The 14,934-nt window shown below is 63.9% G+C and carries 14 protein-coding genes; 5 read left to right on the top strand and 9 right to left on the bottom strand.

The genetic code is table 11. The features are described 5' to 3' along the window. Positions 1-5 precede the first annotated feature (5 nt). From creC to CHU94_RS02830, 4 genes are all read right to left on the bottom strand, one after another. Positions 6-1,472, bottom strand: coding sequence for a two-component system sensor histidine kinase CreC (creC, locus tag CHU94_RS02815; protein ID WP_094476553.1), 1,467 nt, complete (start codon positions 1,470-1,472; stop codon positions 6-8). Then, positions 1,469-2,200 (bottom strand): two-component system response regulator CreB, encoded by a 732-nt coding sequence (creB, locus tag CHU94_RS02820; protein WP_094476555.1) that lies wholly within the window; start codon positions 2,198-2,200, stop codon positions 1,469-1,471. Before creB ends, creC begins: the two co-directional genes overlap by 4 nt. A gap of 63 nt (positions 2,201-2,263) precedes the next feature. After that, positions 2,264-2,683: a Cu(I)-responsive transcriptional regulator gene (gene cueR / locus CHU94_RS02825; RefSeq protein ID WP_094476557.1), complete on the bottom strand. Its 420-nt coding sequence runs from the start codon at positions 2,681-2,683 to the stop codon at positions 2,264-2,266. Positions 2,684-2,693: 10 nt separating this feature from the next. Next, positions 2,694-2,891, bottom strand: a complete 198-nt coding sequence (locus CHU94_RS02830; protein ID WP_094476559.1) for a heavy-metal-associated domain-containing protein — start codon at positions 2,889-2,891, stop codon at positions 2,694-2,696. Positions 2,892-3,021: 130 nt separating this feature from the next. On the opposite strand from CHU94_RS02830, the gene CHU94_RS02835 reads away from it, so the two are divergent. The 4 genes from CHU94_RS02835 (at position 3,022) to CHU94_RS02850 (ending at position 7,591) form a co-directional block, all read left to right on the top strand. Beyond that, positions 3,022-4,437, top strand: a complete 1,416-nt coding sequence (locus CHU94_RS02835; RefSeq protein WP_094476561.1) for a Fic family protein — start codon at positions 3,022-3,024, stop codon at positions 4,435-4,437. A 12-nt stretch (positions 4,438-4,449) separates the two neighbouring features. Continuing rightward, on the top strand, positions 4,450-4,905 hold the full coding sequence (locus CHU94_RS02840) for a GNAT family N-acetyltransferase (protein ID WP_255033779.1): 456 nt from the start codon (positions 4,450-4,452) through the stop codon (positions 4,903-4,905). Positions 4,906-4,938: 33 nt separating this feature from the next. Next, the gene (locus CHU94_RS02845) at positions 4,939-7,185 is read left to right on the top strand and encodes a cation-translocating P-type ATPase (protein ID WP_255033780.1); all 2,247 of its coding nucleotides are present in this window, start codon (positions 4,939-4,941) and stop codon (positions 7,183-7,185) included. A 73-nt stretch (positions 7,186-7,258) separates the two neighbouring features. Next, positions 7,259-7,591 (top strand): YnfA family protein, encoded by a 333-nt coding sequence (locus tag CHU94_RS02850; RefSeq protein WP_094476563.1) that lies wholly within the window; start codon positions 7,259-7,261, stop codon positions 7,589-7,591. 13 nt (positions 7,592-7,604) lie between these two features. Here the strand turns inward: CHU94_RS02850 and CHU94_RS02855 are convergent, their stop codons facing one another. From CHU94_RS02855 to CHU94_RS02875, 5 genes are all read right to left on the bottom strand, one after another. Continuing rightward, on the bottom strand, positions 7,605-8,210 hold the full coding sequence (locus CHU94_RS02855) for a DUF4124 domain-containing protein (protein WP_255033781.1): 606 nt from the start codon (positions 8,208-8,210) through the stop codon (positions 7,605-7,607). Then, positions 8,207-9,421, bottom strand: a complete 1,215-nt coding sequence (locus tag CHU94_RS02860; protein WP_094476567.1) for a hypothetical protein — start codon at positions 9,419-9,421, stop codon at positions 8,207-8,209. Before CHU94_RS02860 ends, CHU94_RS02855 begins: the two co-directional genes overlap by 4 nt. Beyond that, the gene (locus CHU94_RS02865) at positions 9,405-11,264 is read right to left on the bottom strand and encodes a right-handed parallel beta-helix repeat-containing protein (RefSeq protein ID WP_094476569.1); all 1,860 of its coding nucleotides are present in this window, start codon (positions 11,262-11,264) and stop codon (positions 9,405-9,407) included. Before CHU94_RS02865 ends, CHU94_RS02860 begins: the two co-directional genes overlap by 17 nt. Further along, positions 11,261-12,130, bottom strand: coding sequence for a hypothetical protein (locus CHU94_RS02870; protein ID WP_094476571.1), 870 nt, complete (start codon positions 12,128-12,130; stop codon positions 11,261-11,263). The genes CHU94_RS02865 and CHU94_RS02870 overlap by 4 nt, the downstream gene beginning before the upstream one ends. Positions 12,131-12,285: 155 nt before the next feature. Further along, positions 12,286-13,134 (bottom strand): helix-turn-helix domain-containing protein, encoded by an 849-nt coding sequence (locus CHU94_RS02875; protein ID WP_094476573.1) that lies wholly within the window; start codon positions 13,132-13,134, stop codon positions 12,286-12,288. 190 nt (positions 13,135-13,324) lie between these two features. Between CHU94_RS02875 and CHU94_RS02880 the strand changes: the two genes are divergently transcribed. Beyond that, positions 13,325-14,902 carry a methyl-accepting chemotaxis protein gene (locus CHU94_RS02880; protein WP_094476575.1) on the top strand — a complete coding sequence of 526 codons (1,578 nt, stop codon included), beginning with the start codon at positions 13,325-13,327 and terminating at the stop codon, positions 14,900-14,902. Positions 14,903-14,934 lie beyond the last annotated feature (32 nt).

Here is a 14,934-nt window from a genome sequence, read left to right on the forward strand (position 1 = left end):
GAAGATCAGTCCGATCTGCGTGGCAACCATAGCGTCGCACACGCTCCCGCACTTTCCATCTCCGGCCGATTGTCCAGTTCAATACGCCCCCGGTGCAACGAAGCAATCTCTTTCACAAAGCTCAGCCCCAACCCGGTGCTCTTCTTCTTGGTATGCGGGCGGGCGAGTGAGTAGAACTTCTCAAACACCTTGTCCTGCGCGTAGCCGGGGATGCCGGGGCCCTGGTCGCGCACGGTGATCTGGGCCCAGCGACCTTGCACCTGCAGGCCGAGTTCGATGTGGCCGCCTTCGGGGGAAAAGTCCAGCGCGTTGTCCAGCAGGTTGCTGACGGCGCGGCGCAGCAGGAAGGGGTCGGCCTCCACAGTCACGTCTTCGCTGGCAGCCACGGTGATGCGGCAGCCGCGTTGGGTGGCCACGCCGTGGGAGGCGTGGGCCAGTTCGTCCAGCAGTGGGAGCAGTGCGACGGGTTGTACGGTGTCCAGCACGCGGCGGGTTTCCAGCGCGGTGAGCTCCATCATGCGGTCCACCATTTCCTGGATGCGTTGGGTTTCGCGCTGGATGTTGGTGAGGAAGCGCTGGCGTTGGGCTTCTTCCATGGGCTCCTGTAGCAGCTCGGCCGCGCCGCGGATAGCGGACAGCGGGCTCTTCACTTCGTGCGTGAGCGTTTGCACATAGTCGGCCACATAGTTGCGCCCGGCCAGCGCATCGCGCATTTCGTCGTAGGCGGCGCGCATCAGGTCCCAGGCGCGGCGCAGCAGGCGGCCGGGGTGGAAACCTTTCTGCGCCTTGATGTAGCGCGCGTAGTCGGCAATCAGGCCAAAGGGGCGCACCAGCCACATGGAGACCATGACGGCCAGCACCAGCACGGCCAGCACCGAGATGAGCCCTGCATACAGCGTGCGGCTGCGCGCGGCGGCTACAAACTGGCCAAAGGTTTGCACCGGCTTGCCCACGGTGACGGCGCCAATGATCTCGCCGCTGCCCTCGCCTTGCGCATTGCTGGTCCAGCGCACGGGGGCAGCCATGTACATGACAGCGGAGTTGGGGTCGCCCGGAATGTCCAGCGTGGTGCGGGCGCCGTATTCGCCCTTGAGGGTGAGCTGCACGTCGCGCCACTGCGAGAAATCTTTGCCTTGCGACTGGCCGGTGGAGTCAAACAGCACCGTGCCGTTGCGGTCGGTGACGTAAGCGCGCAGCTCCACCTTGGTTTTGTTGACGCTGAAGATCTGGGCGCTGAACTCGCGGACGTAGGCGGCTTTGAACAGGCTGTCCAAGCGCGCGGTGTCTATGGCGCCGTCGCGCACGTCTTGTTCGATCAGCGTGGCCAGCAGCTGGGAGGTTTCTACCAGCGACTCCTCTGCAGACTCGCGGTAGCGCGGGTCCAGGTCGCTGACCACGCGGTAGAGCACGGCGGCCATGCCGATCGCATAGATCAGCAGCAGCCCGAAGAAGATGCGGCTTCTCTTGCTCAAGGCGTGGCCGGCAGTTCTTCGCTCAGCGCGTAGCCGCTGCCGCGCAGGGTGCGGATGGGCTCAAAGCCGGGGGCGACGAGCTTAAGTTTGGCGCGCAGGGTTTTGATGTGGGCGTCCACCGTGCGGTCAAAGCTGTCGTTGTCGCCACCCCAGACCTGCAGCAGCAGCTCGTCGCGCGTGAACACACGGCCGGGCTTTTGCACTAGCAGGCGCAGCACGCCGTATTCGTAGCGGGACAGCTCCAGCAGCTTGCCGTAGAAGCGGATTTGGCGGCGCTCTTCGTCCAGCGCCCAGATGGCTGGGGTGTTGGTTGGCGTAGCCACAGCGGGCGTTGCAGTGGCCACGGGCCGCGCACTGCGGCGCAGGATGGTGCGCACGCGGGCCACCAGCTCGCGGGGCGAAAAGGGCTTGGCGATATAGTCGTCGGCGCCCAGCTCCAGCCCCACCACGCGGTCGATCTCGTCGCTGCGGGCAGTCAGAAACAGCATGGGCACCTGGTTGCCACCGGGCAGGGCCTGCAGGCGGCGGAAGAGCTCAAATCCGTTCAGGTCGGGTAGGCCCACGTCCAGCACGGCCAGTGCGGGCAGCTCGGCGCTGAACTGCGCAATGGCGTCTTCCGCCGTGCTGGCCCACACGGGCGCAAAGCCGTCGGTGGACAGCACGTACTGCAGGGTGTCGGCAATGCCGGATTCGTCTTCAACAATGAGGATGCGCGGTTTCAGGGCCATGGGTCGCATTGTGGCGTAAAAATGGCCTCTAGCGCCCGTGGACTATGCGCAAGCAGCTATCAATTACGTAGCGTTTTGGGCGCTCCCCGCCAAGTCATCCAAGATGGGACAGTCTGGCCGGTCGTCGCCGTGGCAGCAGTGCAGCAGGGTGGAGAGGGTGCGCTGCATGGCTTGCATCGCGGCTATGCGCTCGCTCAGCTCGTCCATGTGCTTCTGGGCGATCTTCTTGACGTTGGCGCTGGCGCGGCGCTTGTTTTGCCACAAGCCCACCAGCTCGCCGATCTCGGCCATGGAAAAGCCCAGGTCGCGGCAGCGTTTGATAAAGCGCAGGGTGTGCACATCGGCTGCGCTGTACAGCCGGTAGCCGCTGTCCGTGCGCGTGACTGTGCCTAGCAGGCCCAGCGACTCGTAATGCCGCAGCATCTTGGCGGACACGCCGCTTTGGCGCGCCGCCTCGCCAATGTTGACCGGCTGGCTGGACATTCCGGCAGGCTTAGGCTGCGACGGCATAACCTTCTTCGGCAATCGCCTTGGCCAGGGTTTCGCGCGGTTGGGTGGATTCGACGTCCACCTTGTTTTGGCTGCGGTCGATCTTCACCTGGGCCTGGGCGTCCACATCCTGGATGGCGCGGGTGACGGCCTTCTCGCAGTGGCCGCAGGTCATGCCGGTGACGGTAAAGGTTTGATTCATGGCAACTCCTTGTTTTCAGTGAATGCAGGAATTGTGAACCTTGTCATGGTGGGAGGGTCAAGCGCGTTGGGTTTGGCTTGCGCGCCATCGGGTGCGGCGCAATAATGGCGCAATTAGGAATAAATGCGCCATGAATACGCCAAATCACGCCACGCTGGAATCCGACGTGCTTCGTTTGATCGCCCAAAACCCTGCGGGCTTGGGCATGGACGCCTTGTGCGCCGCGTTCCCCTCGGTACCCAGACGTACCCTGCAGCGGCGCATGGCCACCCTGGCACAGGCGCAAGGCGTGGTGTTGCAGGGCAAAGGGCGAGGCGCCCGGTATGTGCTGGCGACTACCAGCGCACCGGCAGTGCCTCAGCCCGTTGCCCCCATGCTTGCGCGCGAACCCGGCGCCGACTACCCCACCGACGCCTACGTGCCGACCTCTCCTGAGGGCGAAGCCATCAAGGCCTATGTGCGCCAGCCGCGCCACCTGCGCAAACCCGTGGGCTACCAACAGGCGTTTCTGGAGGCCTATGTTCCCAACGTCACCGCTTACCTGCCGCCAGAGCTGCGCGCCCAGCTGCACACCCTGGGCCAGTCACCCGCCGCGCAGACCCCGGCAGGTACCTTTGCGCGCGACATCCTGAACCGCTTGTTGATCGATTTGTCCTGGGCTTCGTCACGTCTGGAGGGCAACACCTACAGCCGTCTGGACACCGAGCGCCTGATCGCCCAGGGCCAGGTGGCCGAGGGCAAAGACGCAGTGGAAACCCAGATGATCCTCAACCACAAGGAGGCCATCGAATACCTGGTGCACGACCCCGAGCGCGCCAGCCTGACGCCCGACACCGTGATCGCGCTGCACGCCTTTTTGTCCAATGGTTTGATGGCCGACGCTATGGCGGTAGGTCGCCTGCGGCAGCGAGCGGTCGGCATTGGGGGAAGTGTGTATTTGCCCTTGGCCTCACCGCAAGGCATACAAGACATTTTTGGTTTCGTGCTGGAGATGGCTGCCGAGATTACAGACCCGTTCGAGCAAGCCTTCTTTCTGATGGTGCACTTGCCCTACTTGCAGCCCTTCGAAGATGTGAACAAGCGCGTTTCGCGCCTGGCGGCCAACATCCCGTTCATCCGGCACAACCTGTGCCCGTTGTCGTTCATTGACATGCCCCAGCAGGCCTATGTGGACGCGATGTTGGGCGTATACGAACTCAATCAGGTGGAGCTGCTGCGCGATGTGTTTGTGTGGGCGTATGGACGCTCTTGCCAGCAATACGTGGCGGTGCAGCAAAACATGGGCAAGCCGAACATGTTTCGCATGCGCTACCGGCGGGAGCTGAGCGACGTAGTGGCCGCCATGGTGCGCGCGCTGGAGCCTGCAACGGAAGAGGCGGTGCACAGGCGGCTACCGGTGCAAGTGACCCAGGCTGACCAGGCAGGTTTTAAGGCCCTGGTGTTGGTCGAGCTAAAAGCGCTGCATGCGGGGAATGCAGTGCGGTTTGGGTTGCGGCCGCTGGAGGTGGAGGGGTGGATGGCTCACACCACGCCCACCAAACTTTAGAGGAGTGCAGACGTGAAAATTTCAGTAGCCACAGCACAAGATGCTGCTGCCGTCAGCCGCCTCATTGGCAGCGTGGCCCGCTTCTTCACGCTGCAGCCCGATGGTGCTGGTGCAGAGGATTTTCTTAAGACGATTTCCACAGACTCTGTTACCCGCTACCTCACCGACCCGCGCTTCGCCTACTTCAAGGCAGAGCAAGACGGCATTCTGGCTGGTGTGGTGGCGGTGCGTGATGCCAGCCACCTCTACCACCTGTTTGTGGACGCGTCATTCCAGCGCCGGGGCTTGAGCCGCCAGTTATGGGACCACGCCCGTGCGGCGGTGGGCGAGGCGAACCCTGGCTACTTCACGGTCAACTCGACTCCGTATGCCCAGCCGGTGTACGAGCGGTTCGGGTTTGTGGCGACCGGGCCGCGCGTAGAGACCAGGGGCATTGCCTTTGTCCCCATGCGTTTGAACGCCGCTTGACCTTCCCACCATGGCAAGGCTTACGCTTGCACCATGAGTACCGAAACCACCCCCCTCGCGATCACCTCCACCATCGATATCGGCATCGGCGGTATGACCTGCGCATCGTGTGTGATGCGTGTGGAAAGAGCGCTGAAGAAGGTGCCCGGCGTGGACAGCGCCACGGTGAATCTAGCCACCGAATCTGCCCGCATTGCAGTGCACGACGCCACGCTGGAACCCCGCCTGCGCCGCGCCGTGCGCGACGCGGGTTACGAGCCGCTGGCGCCCAGCGCTGCGATTGACGCGGTGGACGCCTCGCCCTGGGCTGGTTTCATGCCGGTGGGTGTGGGGCTGGCGTTGTCGGCGCCTTTGGTGCTGCCCATGGTGGGCGAACTGTTCGGCAAAGACTGGATGCTGCCCGCTCTGTGGCAGTTTTTGCTGGCCACGCCGGTGCAGTTCATTCTGGGCGCGCGCTTCTACAAGGCCGGATGGCACGCGCTGTTGGCACGCAGCGGCAATATGGATTTGCTGGTGGCGCTGGGCACCACCGCGGGCTGGGCCTTGTCGATGTGGCTGTGGCTCACAGCGCCGGACCACAGCGCCCATGCCATGCCCGCAGACATGCCGGCTATGGAGCCGCACCTGTATTTCGAAGGCAGCGCCGTCGTAGTGACGCTGGTGCTGCTGGGCAAATGGCTGGAGGCGCGCACCAAGCGCCAGACCACCGCCGCCATCCGCGCGCTGCACGCCCTGCGGCCGGACACGGCGCACCTGTTGGGGCGCGATGGCGAGGTTGATGTTCCTGTTAGCGAAGTACTGGTGGGCGACAAGATTGTGGTCAAGCCTGGCGAGCGCTTTCCTGTGGATGGCATGCTGCTCGAAGGCCGCACGCAGGTGGACGAGTCCATGCTCACCGGCGAACCCCTGCCCGTGACCAAGGAGGTTGGTGCCAAGCTCACGGGTGGCAGCATCAATGGCGAAGGCCGCGTGGTGGTGCAGGTGCGCGCGGTGGGGGTGGACACGGTCCTGTCCCACATCATCCGCTTGGTGGAAGATGCGCAGGCGGCCAAGGCGCCCATCCAGCGCCTGGTGGACCAGGTGAGTGCCGTGTTTGTGCCCGTGGTGTTGCTGATCGCACTGGCCACTCTGCTGGGCTGGGTGTTGACCGGCCACGGTTTTGAGACGGCACTCATCCATGCGGTGGCAGTGCTGGTCATTGCCTGCCCCTGCGCGCTGGGCCTGGCGACGCCAGCCGCCATCATGGCGGGCACGGGCGTGGCGGCCAAGCACGGCATCCTCATCAAGGACGCACAGGCACTGGAGCTGGCGCACACGGTAGATGTGGTGGCCTTTGACAAGACAGGAACCCTCACAGTGGGCCGGCCGCGTTTGAGCGCGCTGGTACCCGTGGGGCTGGCCGACGACGAGGCGCTGGCCTTGGCCGCAGGCCTGCAAAGCGGCAGCGAACATCCCTTGGCCCATGCCGTGTTGCAGGCCGCGAAGGAGAGCGCCATCCCACTGCAAACGCCCGCCGATGTACAAACCGTCTCCGGCCGTGGTACTGAAGGTGCGGTGGCAGGCCGCACCTTGCGGCTGGGTAGCTTGCGGTGGATGGCGGAGCTAGGGGTAGACCTCTCGGTGGTTGAAGCGCAGGCAGCGCAGTTGCAGGCCCAGGGCGCTACGGTGTCGGCCATGGCGCAGACCACGGATTCCGGCAGCACCTTGCTGGCTTTGCTGGCATTCGCCGACGAACCCAAGCCGGGTGCGCAGCAGGCGCTGGCCTCCTTGAAGGCGCGAGGCATCCAGACCGTGATGATTTCAGGTGATAACCGGGGGGCGGCGCAGGCGATGGCTGCACGTCTGGGGTTGGACGCGAAGGACGTGTTGGCAGAGGTCTTGCCCGGCGATAAGGCTGCCAAGGTGGCCGCGCTCAAGGCCGGTGGCCACGCGGTGGCGATGGTGGGGGATGGCGTGAACGACGCGCCCGCCTTGGCGGCTGCCGATGTGGGCATGGCCATGGCCAACCCCCACGGCGGCACCGATGTGGCCATGCACGCTGCGGGCATCACGCTGATGCGCGGCGACCCACTGCTGGTGGCCGCCGCGCTGGACATCAGCCGCCGCACGGTGGCCAAGATCCGGCAGAACCTGTTCTGGGCCTTTGCCTACAACGCCGCAGGCATTCCGCTGGCCGCGCTGGGTTTTCTCAGCCCCGTGGTGGCGGGGGCCGCCATGGCGCTGAGCTCGGTGAGCGTGATGGCCAATGCATTGCTGCTCAAGCGCTGGAAGCCGGATTAATGGTCAAATGGGCATCTGACCCTTATAAAATGTGCGCGAGCAGCTCCTAAAATAATAGCAAACAGAACGCCCCATGCAGCAACTCTTGTTCACCACCGGCCTCTACGTGCTCACTGCTGTGGCCGAAATCGTGGGTTGCTACTTGCCTTGGCTGTGGCTGCAGCAGCGTGCATCGGCATGGGTGCTGGCGCCAGCAGCGTTGGCCTTGGCACTGTTTGTCTGGCTGCTGACCTTGCACCCTGCCGCTGCGGGCCGGGTCTACGCCGCGTATGGCGGGGTGTATGTGGCCACGGCATTGGCCTGGTTGTGGTTGGTGGATGGCATCCGTCCGCAGTGGTGGGATGGTGTGGGCGTCGCCCTCATGTTGACGGGGGCCGCGGTCATCGTGCTGGCACCGCGCCACTAGCGGCTGTGGCGCGCTAGAAGCTGTACTTGTTGCCGCAACCTGTTACGTGGTTTTTGCTGTTGCTCATGCATTGGTAAAACGACTTCTTGTTGCCGCTGGCTAGCTGGCAGTCGGTCAGCGTGACCTCGGATTTGGCCTGGCGCAGCTTGGCGGCCTTGGTGTCAAAGTCGCTTTGGGTGATGTAACCGTCCTTGGCGTTCTTCTGGCCGACTTCCAGCATCAGGTCTAACTGGTAGCGCACGTTCTCCACCGCCACGCTGCAGTTCAGCGGCTCCTCCTTGGGGTCCACCTTTTGCAGGCCTTTCATCAGACCCTCGCCCATCTCTTGCACGCCTTTGGGGATTTTTTTCGTGCCGTCGGCGTTGTACTCCACCGGTGGTTTGACCTTGCCGCTGTTGTTGCCGCCAAAGCCGCTGTTGCTGTGCAGCTTGAGCGCTTCGCCTCCTTTGTCGCTGGTAGGCGGTTGTGAGCCGTAGTGGGTTTTCCCTTCGGCATCCACCCATTTGTAGACGCCCTGGGCACTGGCGGTGGCGGCACAAAGCAGGAGCGCTGCCGTGAAATACAAAAGCGAATGGGCGTTAGTCAGGCGCATGGGCGGAGCTTGGTCGTCAGAATTCACGGCAATGTTACCGGCCAGCTGGCAGACGTGCTGCCGTCTGCGCGGACCACATACAGCCAGGCGATACCGGAAGAAAAGCCGCCCCGTTGCAGGGTGGCACTGATGCTGCCATCCTGCCACTGGCTAGCTACTTGCGGGTTGCGTATGGTGCTGGCCGCCCAGGTCGCGGCATTGGCCAGCACCAAGCGTGCGCGGCTGGTGTCGAGGTAGTGGTCGTCGTACCAGACGGCCACGCCGTCGGTGCTGCTGGGGTTGATCCAGTAGTCCATACCCACCACCAAGTAGCTGCAATTCAGCAGCTGGCCTGCAGCGTCGCGTGGCTGCAGCGTGTGGCGGTCTATTTGGCGGTTGCCGTTCACCCAAGTGACGTGTTCGCCATTGGCTTGGCCTACATCGTTGAGTCGGTAGTACTCTTCCACTTGCACCCAGGTGTCTTCTGGTATGGCCAGCACGGTGCCACTGCCCATTTTGGCTTCGCCAGCCCAACCTTCGTCCAGGCTGCCGTCGCTGCGCACAATGCCGCCTTGCACACTCGTCAAGCGTTTGTCGCTGGAGTAGCGGTTGACGCCGGGCCCGTCGGGGTAGTAACTGGAATAGTACTTGGGCTTGCCGCCGTAGCAGGGGCTGCCGTGGGCCCCCGCCACTTCCATGCCGCTGCGGTTGAACTTGAGTTGCACCATGCGGCCACCGTGGGTTCGGAATTTGAGCCGGTAGCTCAGGTAGAGCTCTTGGGTGCTGAAGCCTGTGACGGCAATGTGGGGGAATGACTCCTCCACGTCGTTTGTGGACACGGCGCCGAAGTGCCCCTGGTGTTTGAGCGATTTGCCGCTGCCAAATGCCACGCTGTCGTCCACCCTGGTGCTGCCGCCGAAGCCGCCGTAGTTGGTGTAGCCAAAGCTGGCCGGTGCTGCACCGGTGGTACGCGTGTCAAAGTCTTCAAACCGCAGTGGCGCGGCTTGGGGTTTGCTGCCAAAGTGGCTCCCTTGGACGGTGAAAGTCTGCTGGTGCAGCAGCGAGCCCACCACTCCCGAGATGCGGGGCGCGGGCAGCGGTGTGGTGTTGGCAGCGGTGGCCGCAGCATCGCCCTCGTCTGCGCCACCACCGCCACATGCGCTCAGTACCAGGCAGAGTGTCAGCAGGGCGCAGAGGCGGTGTGTCCGGTGGGAGTATTGCTGGTGCATGGCGGCCTTAGCCTTAGTACTGGTGGCCATGTTGGGTACGCCGTGTGTCGCCCTCCGGCAGGCCGGTGCGCGGGCCGCTGCCCACCAGCGGGCTGGCATGGCCAAAGGTGCTGCCAGAAGCTGCCGTGTCCATGCCATAGGTGCCTTGCCAGGTGGCCCATGACATGTCGCGCCCTGTGCACTCGGAGTCCTTGAAGGCCAAGGCGTGGCTCGACGCAATCAGGTTGCTGCCTGCGGCCAGGTTGGTGGTGAAGGTGGCGGGCACCGAAGCCTGGCAGGACAGCCCGTAGTAGGGGGCTACGCTCCCTGAGTCAATGATGTTGTGCGAGATGCGGGTTCCATAGCTGGTGCTGTTGAAAGGCCCCCAGCTGAAGGAGATGTGCTGTCCGGCCAAGGTGTTGTGGTGCACGTCCAAGTCGCGCATGTAGCAGCTGGCCTGGAAGCACTGGGTGCCCAGGTAGATGCCTGCATTCACCAGCAGGTTGTGGTGGATGTGCACCTTGTCGGCATTGGCCTGGCCGCTGATCTGGATGCCGTTGGACCGCGCGTTGCCGCTGGCAAACATGATGTAGTTCTCGCGGTAGGTGTTGTTCTGCGAATTGTCCTTGTCGTGGATGCCGCCGGTGGTTGCACCCAGGCGGATCTGGTTGTTTTCCACCAATGACTCTCCGGCGTCAAACAGTGTGAGGGCGTAGGCGCCAGAGCTTTTCATGCGGTAGGTGCCAAAGTCGTTGTCTTGCACCAGCAGCTTGTGGCGCCAGGTTGCGGCGGTATCGCCCCAGCCGTGGATAAACGCAGGGTTTTCGCTGGGGTTATTGCCCTCTTCACCGTCCACAAACCGTACGTTGCGAATCACCAGGCCTGCCCGGCTCGGATCGCTGACGATGCCGTATTGGCGCGCATGCAGGATGTCCAGACCCTCGATGCGCGCCATGGGCAGGCTGGTGCTGTTGACGGTGATGTTGGCGCTGTAGTTCAGGTCCAGGCGGACCACTTCGTCCGGGTAGGCCAGGAGTTGTTTGGCCCGGGTGTCCCGCAGGCTGATGGCCGCTGGCGTGTAGGTGCCTGCGCGCAGCATCAGCACCTGGGTGGCGCTGGATTGGGCTTGGGCATAGGCAATGCTGCGGTAGGGCAGTGCGCGGCTGCCGCGCCCGCTGCTGTCCTGGCCATCGGGGGCGACGAACAGAAAACGCGCAGCAGACGATTCAATGGTGAAGCTCTGTTGCAGGGTCTTGCTTGGGCTGCCGCTGTCACTCGCTTCCAGGGTCAGCACATAGCTGCCCTCCACGGTGGGGGTAAAGCGCACCGTGCCCCGGCGGGCGTCCAGGCTGACGCCGGTTGTGGCCTGCGCCACGCCGTTCAGCGTCAGGCTGACCAGGCGAAAGGCATAGGGAAATATGCCACCCACCATACCCGGGCGGCTTTCGTACGGAATCCCGGGATACGCTACGTCGCGCAGGCCAAAGCTGGCGCTCAGTGCGTTGTTGGGAAGCGTGGCCGGCAGGCTCAGTGCTGCTGCGGTGGCGTGGACGCAGCGCACAAACACGGGTGCCCCATCGGTGGGCACACTGGCGGGTGCCAGTTCGGACACGGCACAGTGTTGGTCCTTAGGCTGGGTGGCGATACGCAGGTTGAGCGGGCTACCGCCCGGGACTTGGTCAAAGGTATAGGGGCCGTTGAGCTCAACGGGGATGCGATGGGAGCCGTGGGCAAGCTCCAGCTCGGCACCCAAAGCCAGCCCTTGCACCCGGACCTGCAGGCTCGCCGCAGCGGAAGGGGCCGAGTCACCGCCACCACCGCACGCACTGAGCAGGCCCAGTGTGGCCACACCGCACCAGGCGAGCCGCTGTGTCCAGAACGGTATGCGGCTCATGCCTGCCCCTCGTCGGCGGACCGCAAGCGGGCAATCAGCTCCTGTTGCGCCTGCAAGGCCGCTGCAATGAGGTCCGGGTCGTCCAGCGAACGCGCGCGTTGCACGCGCAAGTCAAACCAGGTGCGTGCGCCCACGGGGTCGCCCTGTTCGCAGTCCAGCACGCCCAGCTGAAACAGGCAGTCGGCTTCGGTTTCGTAATCCTGCGCGCCCTGGGCCAGAGCCAGGCGGCGCTGCAGGTAGCGCTGGCTTTCGCCAAACTGCTGCAGTTCGTAGGTGTTTTGGGCAAGGTTGTTAAGCAGATTGCACAGCGCGTGCGTGTCGGACGCATAAAACAGCTTTGCGTCGTGCAGCAGGCGGGTATTGCAGGCCAGGGCCTCCGCGTGTTGCCCGGCCTCGTGCAAGAGGTAACCGAGTTTTTCGCGCAGTGCCAAGCCCTGCTCGTCGCTGAGCCACGGGCGGGGCTCGGTGGACAGTGCGGTTTGCAGATGGTGCAGCGCCAGCGCCGTTTCGCCTTCCTCATCGGCCGCACAGGCCATGCGGTAGTGCAAGTAGAAACAGGATTCCGCGTCCATAAAGGCTTGGCTGTTGTGGACATGGAGCGCCAATGCACCGTAGTGCAGCACCGACTCACTGTCCCCACGCTTGGTTTGCAGGCGGGTGAAGGTCTCGAACAGCCAGCCGCGCTGCGGCGAGTGCGCGGGCAGGCCCAGTGCTTGGGCCTCCAGCGCCTGCAACTCCTGGTACATGGCCGACCCCGAAAACAGGCGCCCTTCCTCCAGCAGGGTGGCGCGCAGGTCCGCCAGGGCGGCGTCGAAGTCTTGCTGGCGTGGCACAGGGGCCGAGAAGAGTTTGCGGAGAAACTGCATGTTTTTGAGTCTTTTAGGCCTCAAGGCCTTATGAAATGTGCGCGAGCAGCTATACATTGAGGAGCGGTTTGGGGTGGCTGCAGACCCTTTGGCAGTGTGTCCCAAGCGCACCGGCTTTGGCTTGAATCCATGCGACAAACCGCCTTCGCGGGGGCTCAGGCCGCTTCGGGAAGCAGTCCACCCCGTGCGGCCTGGCGCAACAGGCTAGGCGCCATGCCGCAAGCCGCGCCAAACGCCCGGCTCATGTGGGACAGGTCGGAGAAGCCAGTCTGGTGTGCAACCTCGGTGAGGCTGCGTGTGCCACGCACGCCGTGTGTGGCGCTCAGCAGGCGCACGGTTTGGCGCACGGCTTCGGCGGTGAGGCCTTCTTCGCGCAGGCGGCGTTCGAGGGTGCGGTGGTGGCAGCCCAATTGGCGCGCTGCCAGGGGGATAGGAATCGGCCCCTGGGCCTCAAACACGCCAGCCAACTGCGCGGCGGCGAGCCGCTCTACGCCCAAGACCCTGGCCAGGCTTGAGAGAGGGCGTAAACCCGCAGGCGCCATGCCCATGGCGTTTTTCCGCGTCTGGGCCAGCAAGGTTTCCATGGTGCTCACCACCCCGGCGCGGCACAGGGCAGGATCGGTATCGCTGGCCAGCAGCTCGCGGTGTACTTGCAGTTGCTGGTGGGCGGCGGGGGGCAGGGCAATGGTGGTGCGCACCCCGACCTGCGCTGAGCGGGTATAGGCATTGAGCGCCCAGGCCGTATTGGCCGGCAGGGTGAGCTGCCCCATAGTCTGCACAACCGGGTTGAGGTCTGTGGCCAGCCAATCCTCTACCCAGCGCTGTACCGCGCTTTCGCCGGTACGCCTGCGCTTGGCCTCGGCGCCTGCCATCAGGTAGCGGCTGTAAGGCAAGTGGCCGTCCAAGCAGTGGCTGACTGCCGCCGCAAACCGGCGTACCGGCGTCCAGCCTGCGCGCGCTTCAAGTGCGTGCACGACGACGTGGTAGGCCAGGCGGGTGCTCATGGTAAGGGGCAGCGGTGTTTGGCTTGGGTCAATGAAAGCAGCAATCTAAGCCGAAATCGGTTTCATGGCGCTTTTCTTCCCTTGCCACCACGTAACAAGCTGTAAGCTCGTGGCGCCTTGTACTCACTCCCAGACTCTGAAAGAATGCCCCGTAGCCCCGGCTGCCTGGGCCTTGATAAGGAAGACAACCATGAACACCATGTCCTTGATGCGCCTTTTCACGATTCGCATGCGCATGCTCGGAGCCATCGCCATGGTGCTGGCGCTGCTGGGCATTGTGGGCGCTGGAGGTTTGTGGGGCATGGCACAAATCCAGGCCCAGAGCGACGCCTTTCTGGAAAATTCCTTTGCCGAGGTCCAGCACCTCACGCAGCTCCGTTCTGCACTGAGTGCGGTGCGCATGGCCGAAAAGGACATGATCATTGAGTACGAGCGCACCAATGAGGTGGAAAAAGCCTACGCCCGCTGGAAAGCGGCCCTGGACCAGACCAACAAGGTGGCTGCCGAGTTTTTGGTGGGCGAGGACGACCCCGACAATGTGATCATCCGCGCCATGGAGGGCAACCTCAAAACCTATGCGCAGCAGTTTGAGCCCGTGGCGAACCAGCTCAAAAGCAGCGGCTACGAATCGGCCACCACCGCCAACCGCATGAGCCAGAAGGCGCTGGCCGAGGTGGACAAGGTGGAACAACAGCTCAAGGAGCTGGACGTGGTGCTGAAAACCGAAGCTGAGGGTGCCATTGCCGAGCAAAAATCTGTGGGCAATATCATTAAGTGGGTGTTCATTGGTGCACTGGTGGTGGCCACGCTGGTCGTCGTGCCGCTGACCATTTTGAACATGAACTCGATTTGTAAACCGCTGGAACAGGCCCGCCAGCTGGCGCAAGCGATTGCGGGGGGCGACTTGTCGCAGCGTGTGGAGGTGAGCGGCAAAGACGAAGTGGCCGATCTGCAACGCACCCAACAGGCGATGCAGGAGGGCCTGAGCGCCCTGGTGTCGCAGGTGCGCAATGCCAGCGAAAGTGTGGCTCTGGCCAGCCAGGAAATTGCGTCTGGCAACCAAGACCTGTCCATGCGCACCGAGAAGTCGGCCAGCAGCGTGCAAGACACGGTCACGTCCCTCTCCGACCTCACCACCAATGTGCAACAGACGGCCCAGTCGGCCCAGGTCGCGCGGGAGTTGTCAGGCTCTGCCTCCACCCTGGCCGTGCGTGGTGGCCAGGTGGTCACCCAAGCGGTGGGCAGCATGCACGAGATCGCTGCTTCCAGTAGCAAGATCAGCGACATCATCGGCCTGATTGACTCTATCGCCTTTCAGACCAACATCCTGGCGCTCAACGCCGCGGTGGAAGCCGCGCGCGCGGGAGAGCAGGGCCGCGGCTTTGCCGTGGTGGCCTCGGAGGTGCGCAGCCTGGCCAAGCGCTCTGCCGATGCCGCACAGGAGATCAAGGTGCTGGTGGGCAGCAGTGTGAGCGCCGTGAACGGTGGCGTGAAGCTGGTGGAAGAAGCGGGCGCTGCCATGCAGGAGATGGTGGTGGGCGTGCAGCGTGTGGGGGACATCATTGGTGAAATCACCACCGCATCGGCCGAGCAGTCCAGCGGCATCGCCCAGGTCAATGCCTCGGTCGGCCAGATCGACCAGGCCACCCAGCAAAATGCAGCGCTGGTCGAGCAGTCCGCTGCAGCAGCCGAATCCTTGCGCGAACAGGCCGAGCGCCTGGCCCAGGTGGTACGCCAGTTCCGCCTGCAAGACCGCGCGCTGGCCTGATCCAGCGTCTGTTGAACGCCCACGGCGGCCCC

The sequence above is a fragment of the Rhodoferax sp. TH121 genome, assembly GCF_002251855.1.
Taxonomy (GTDB): Bacteria; Pseudomonadota; Gammaproteobacteria; order Burkholderiales; family Burkholderiaceae_C; genus Allorhodoferax.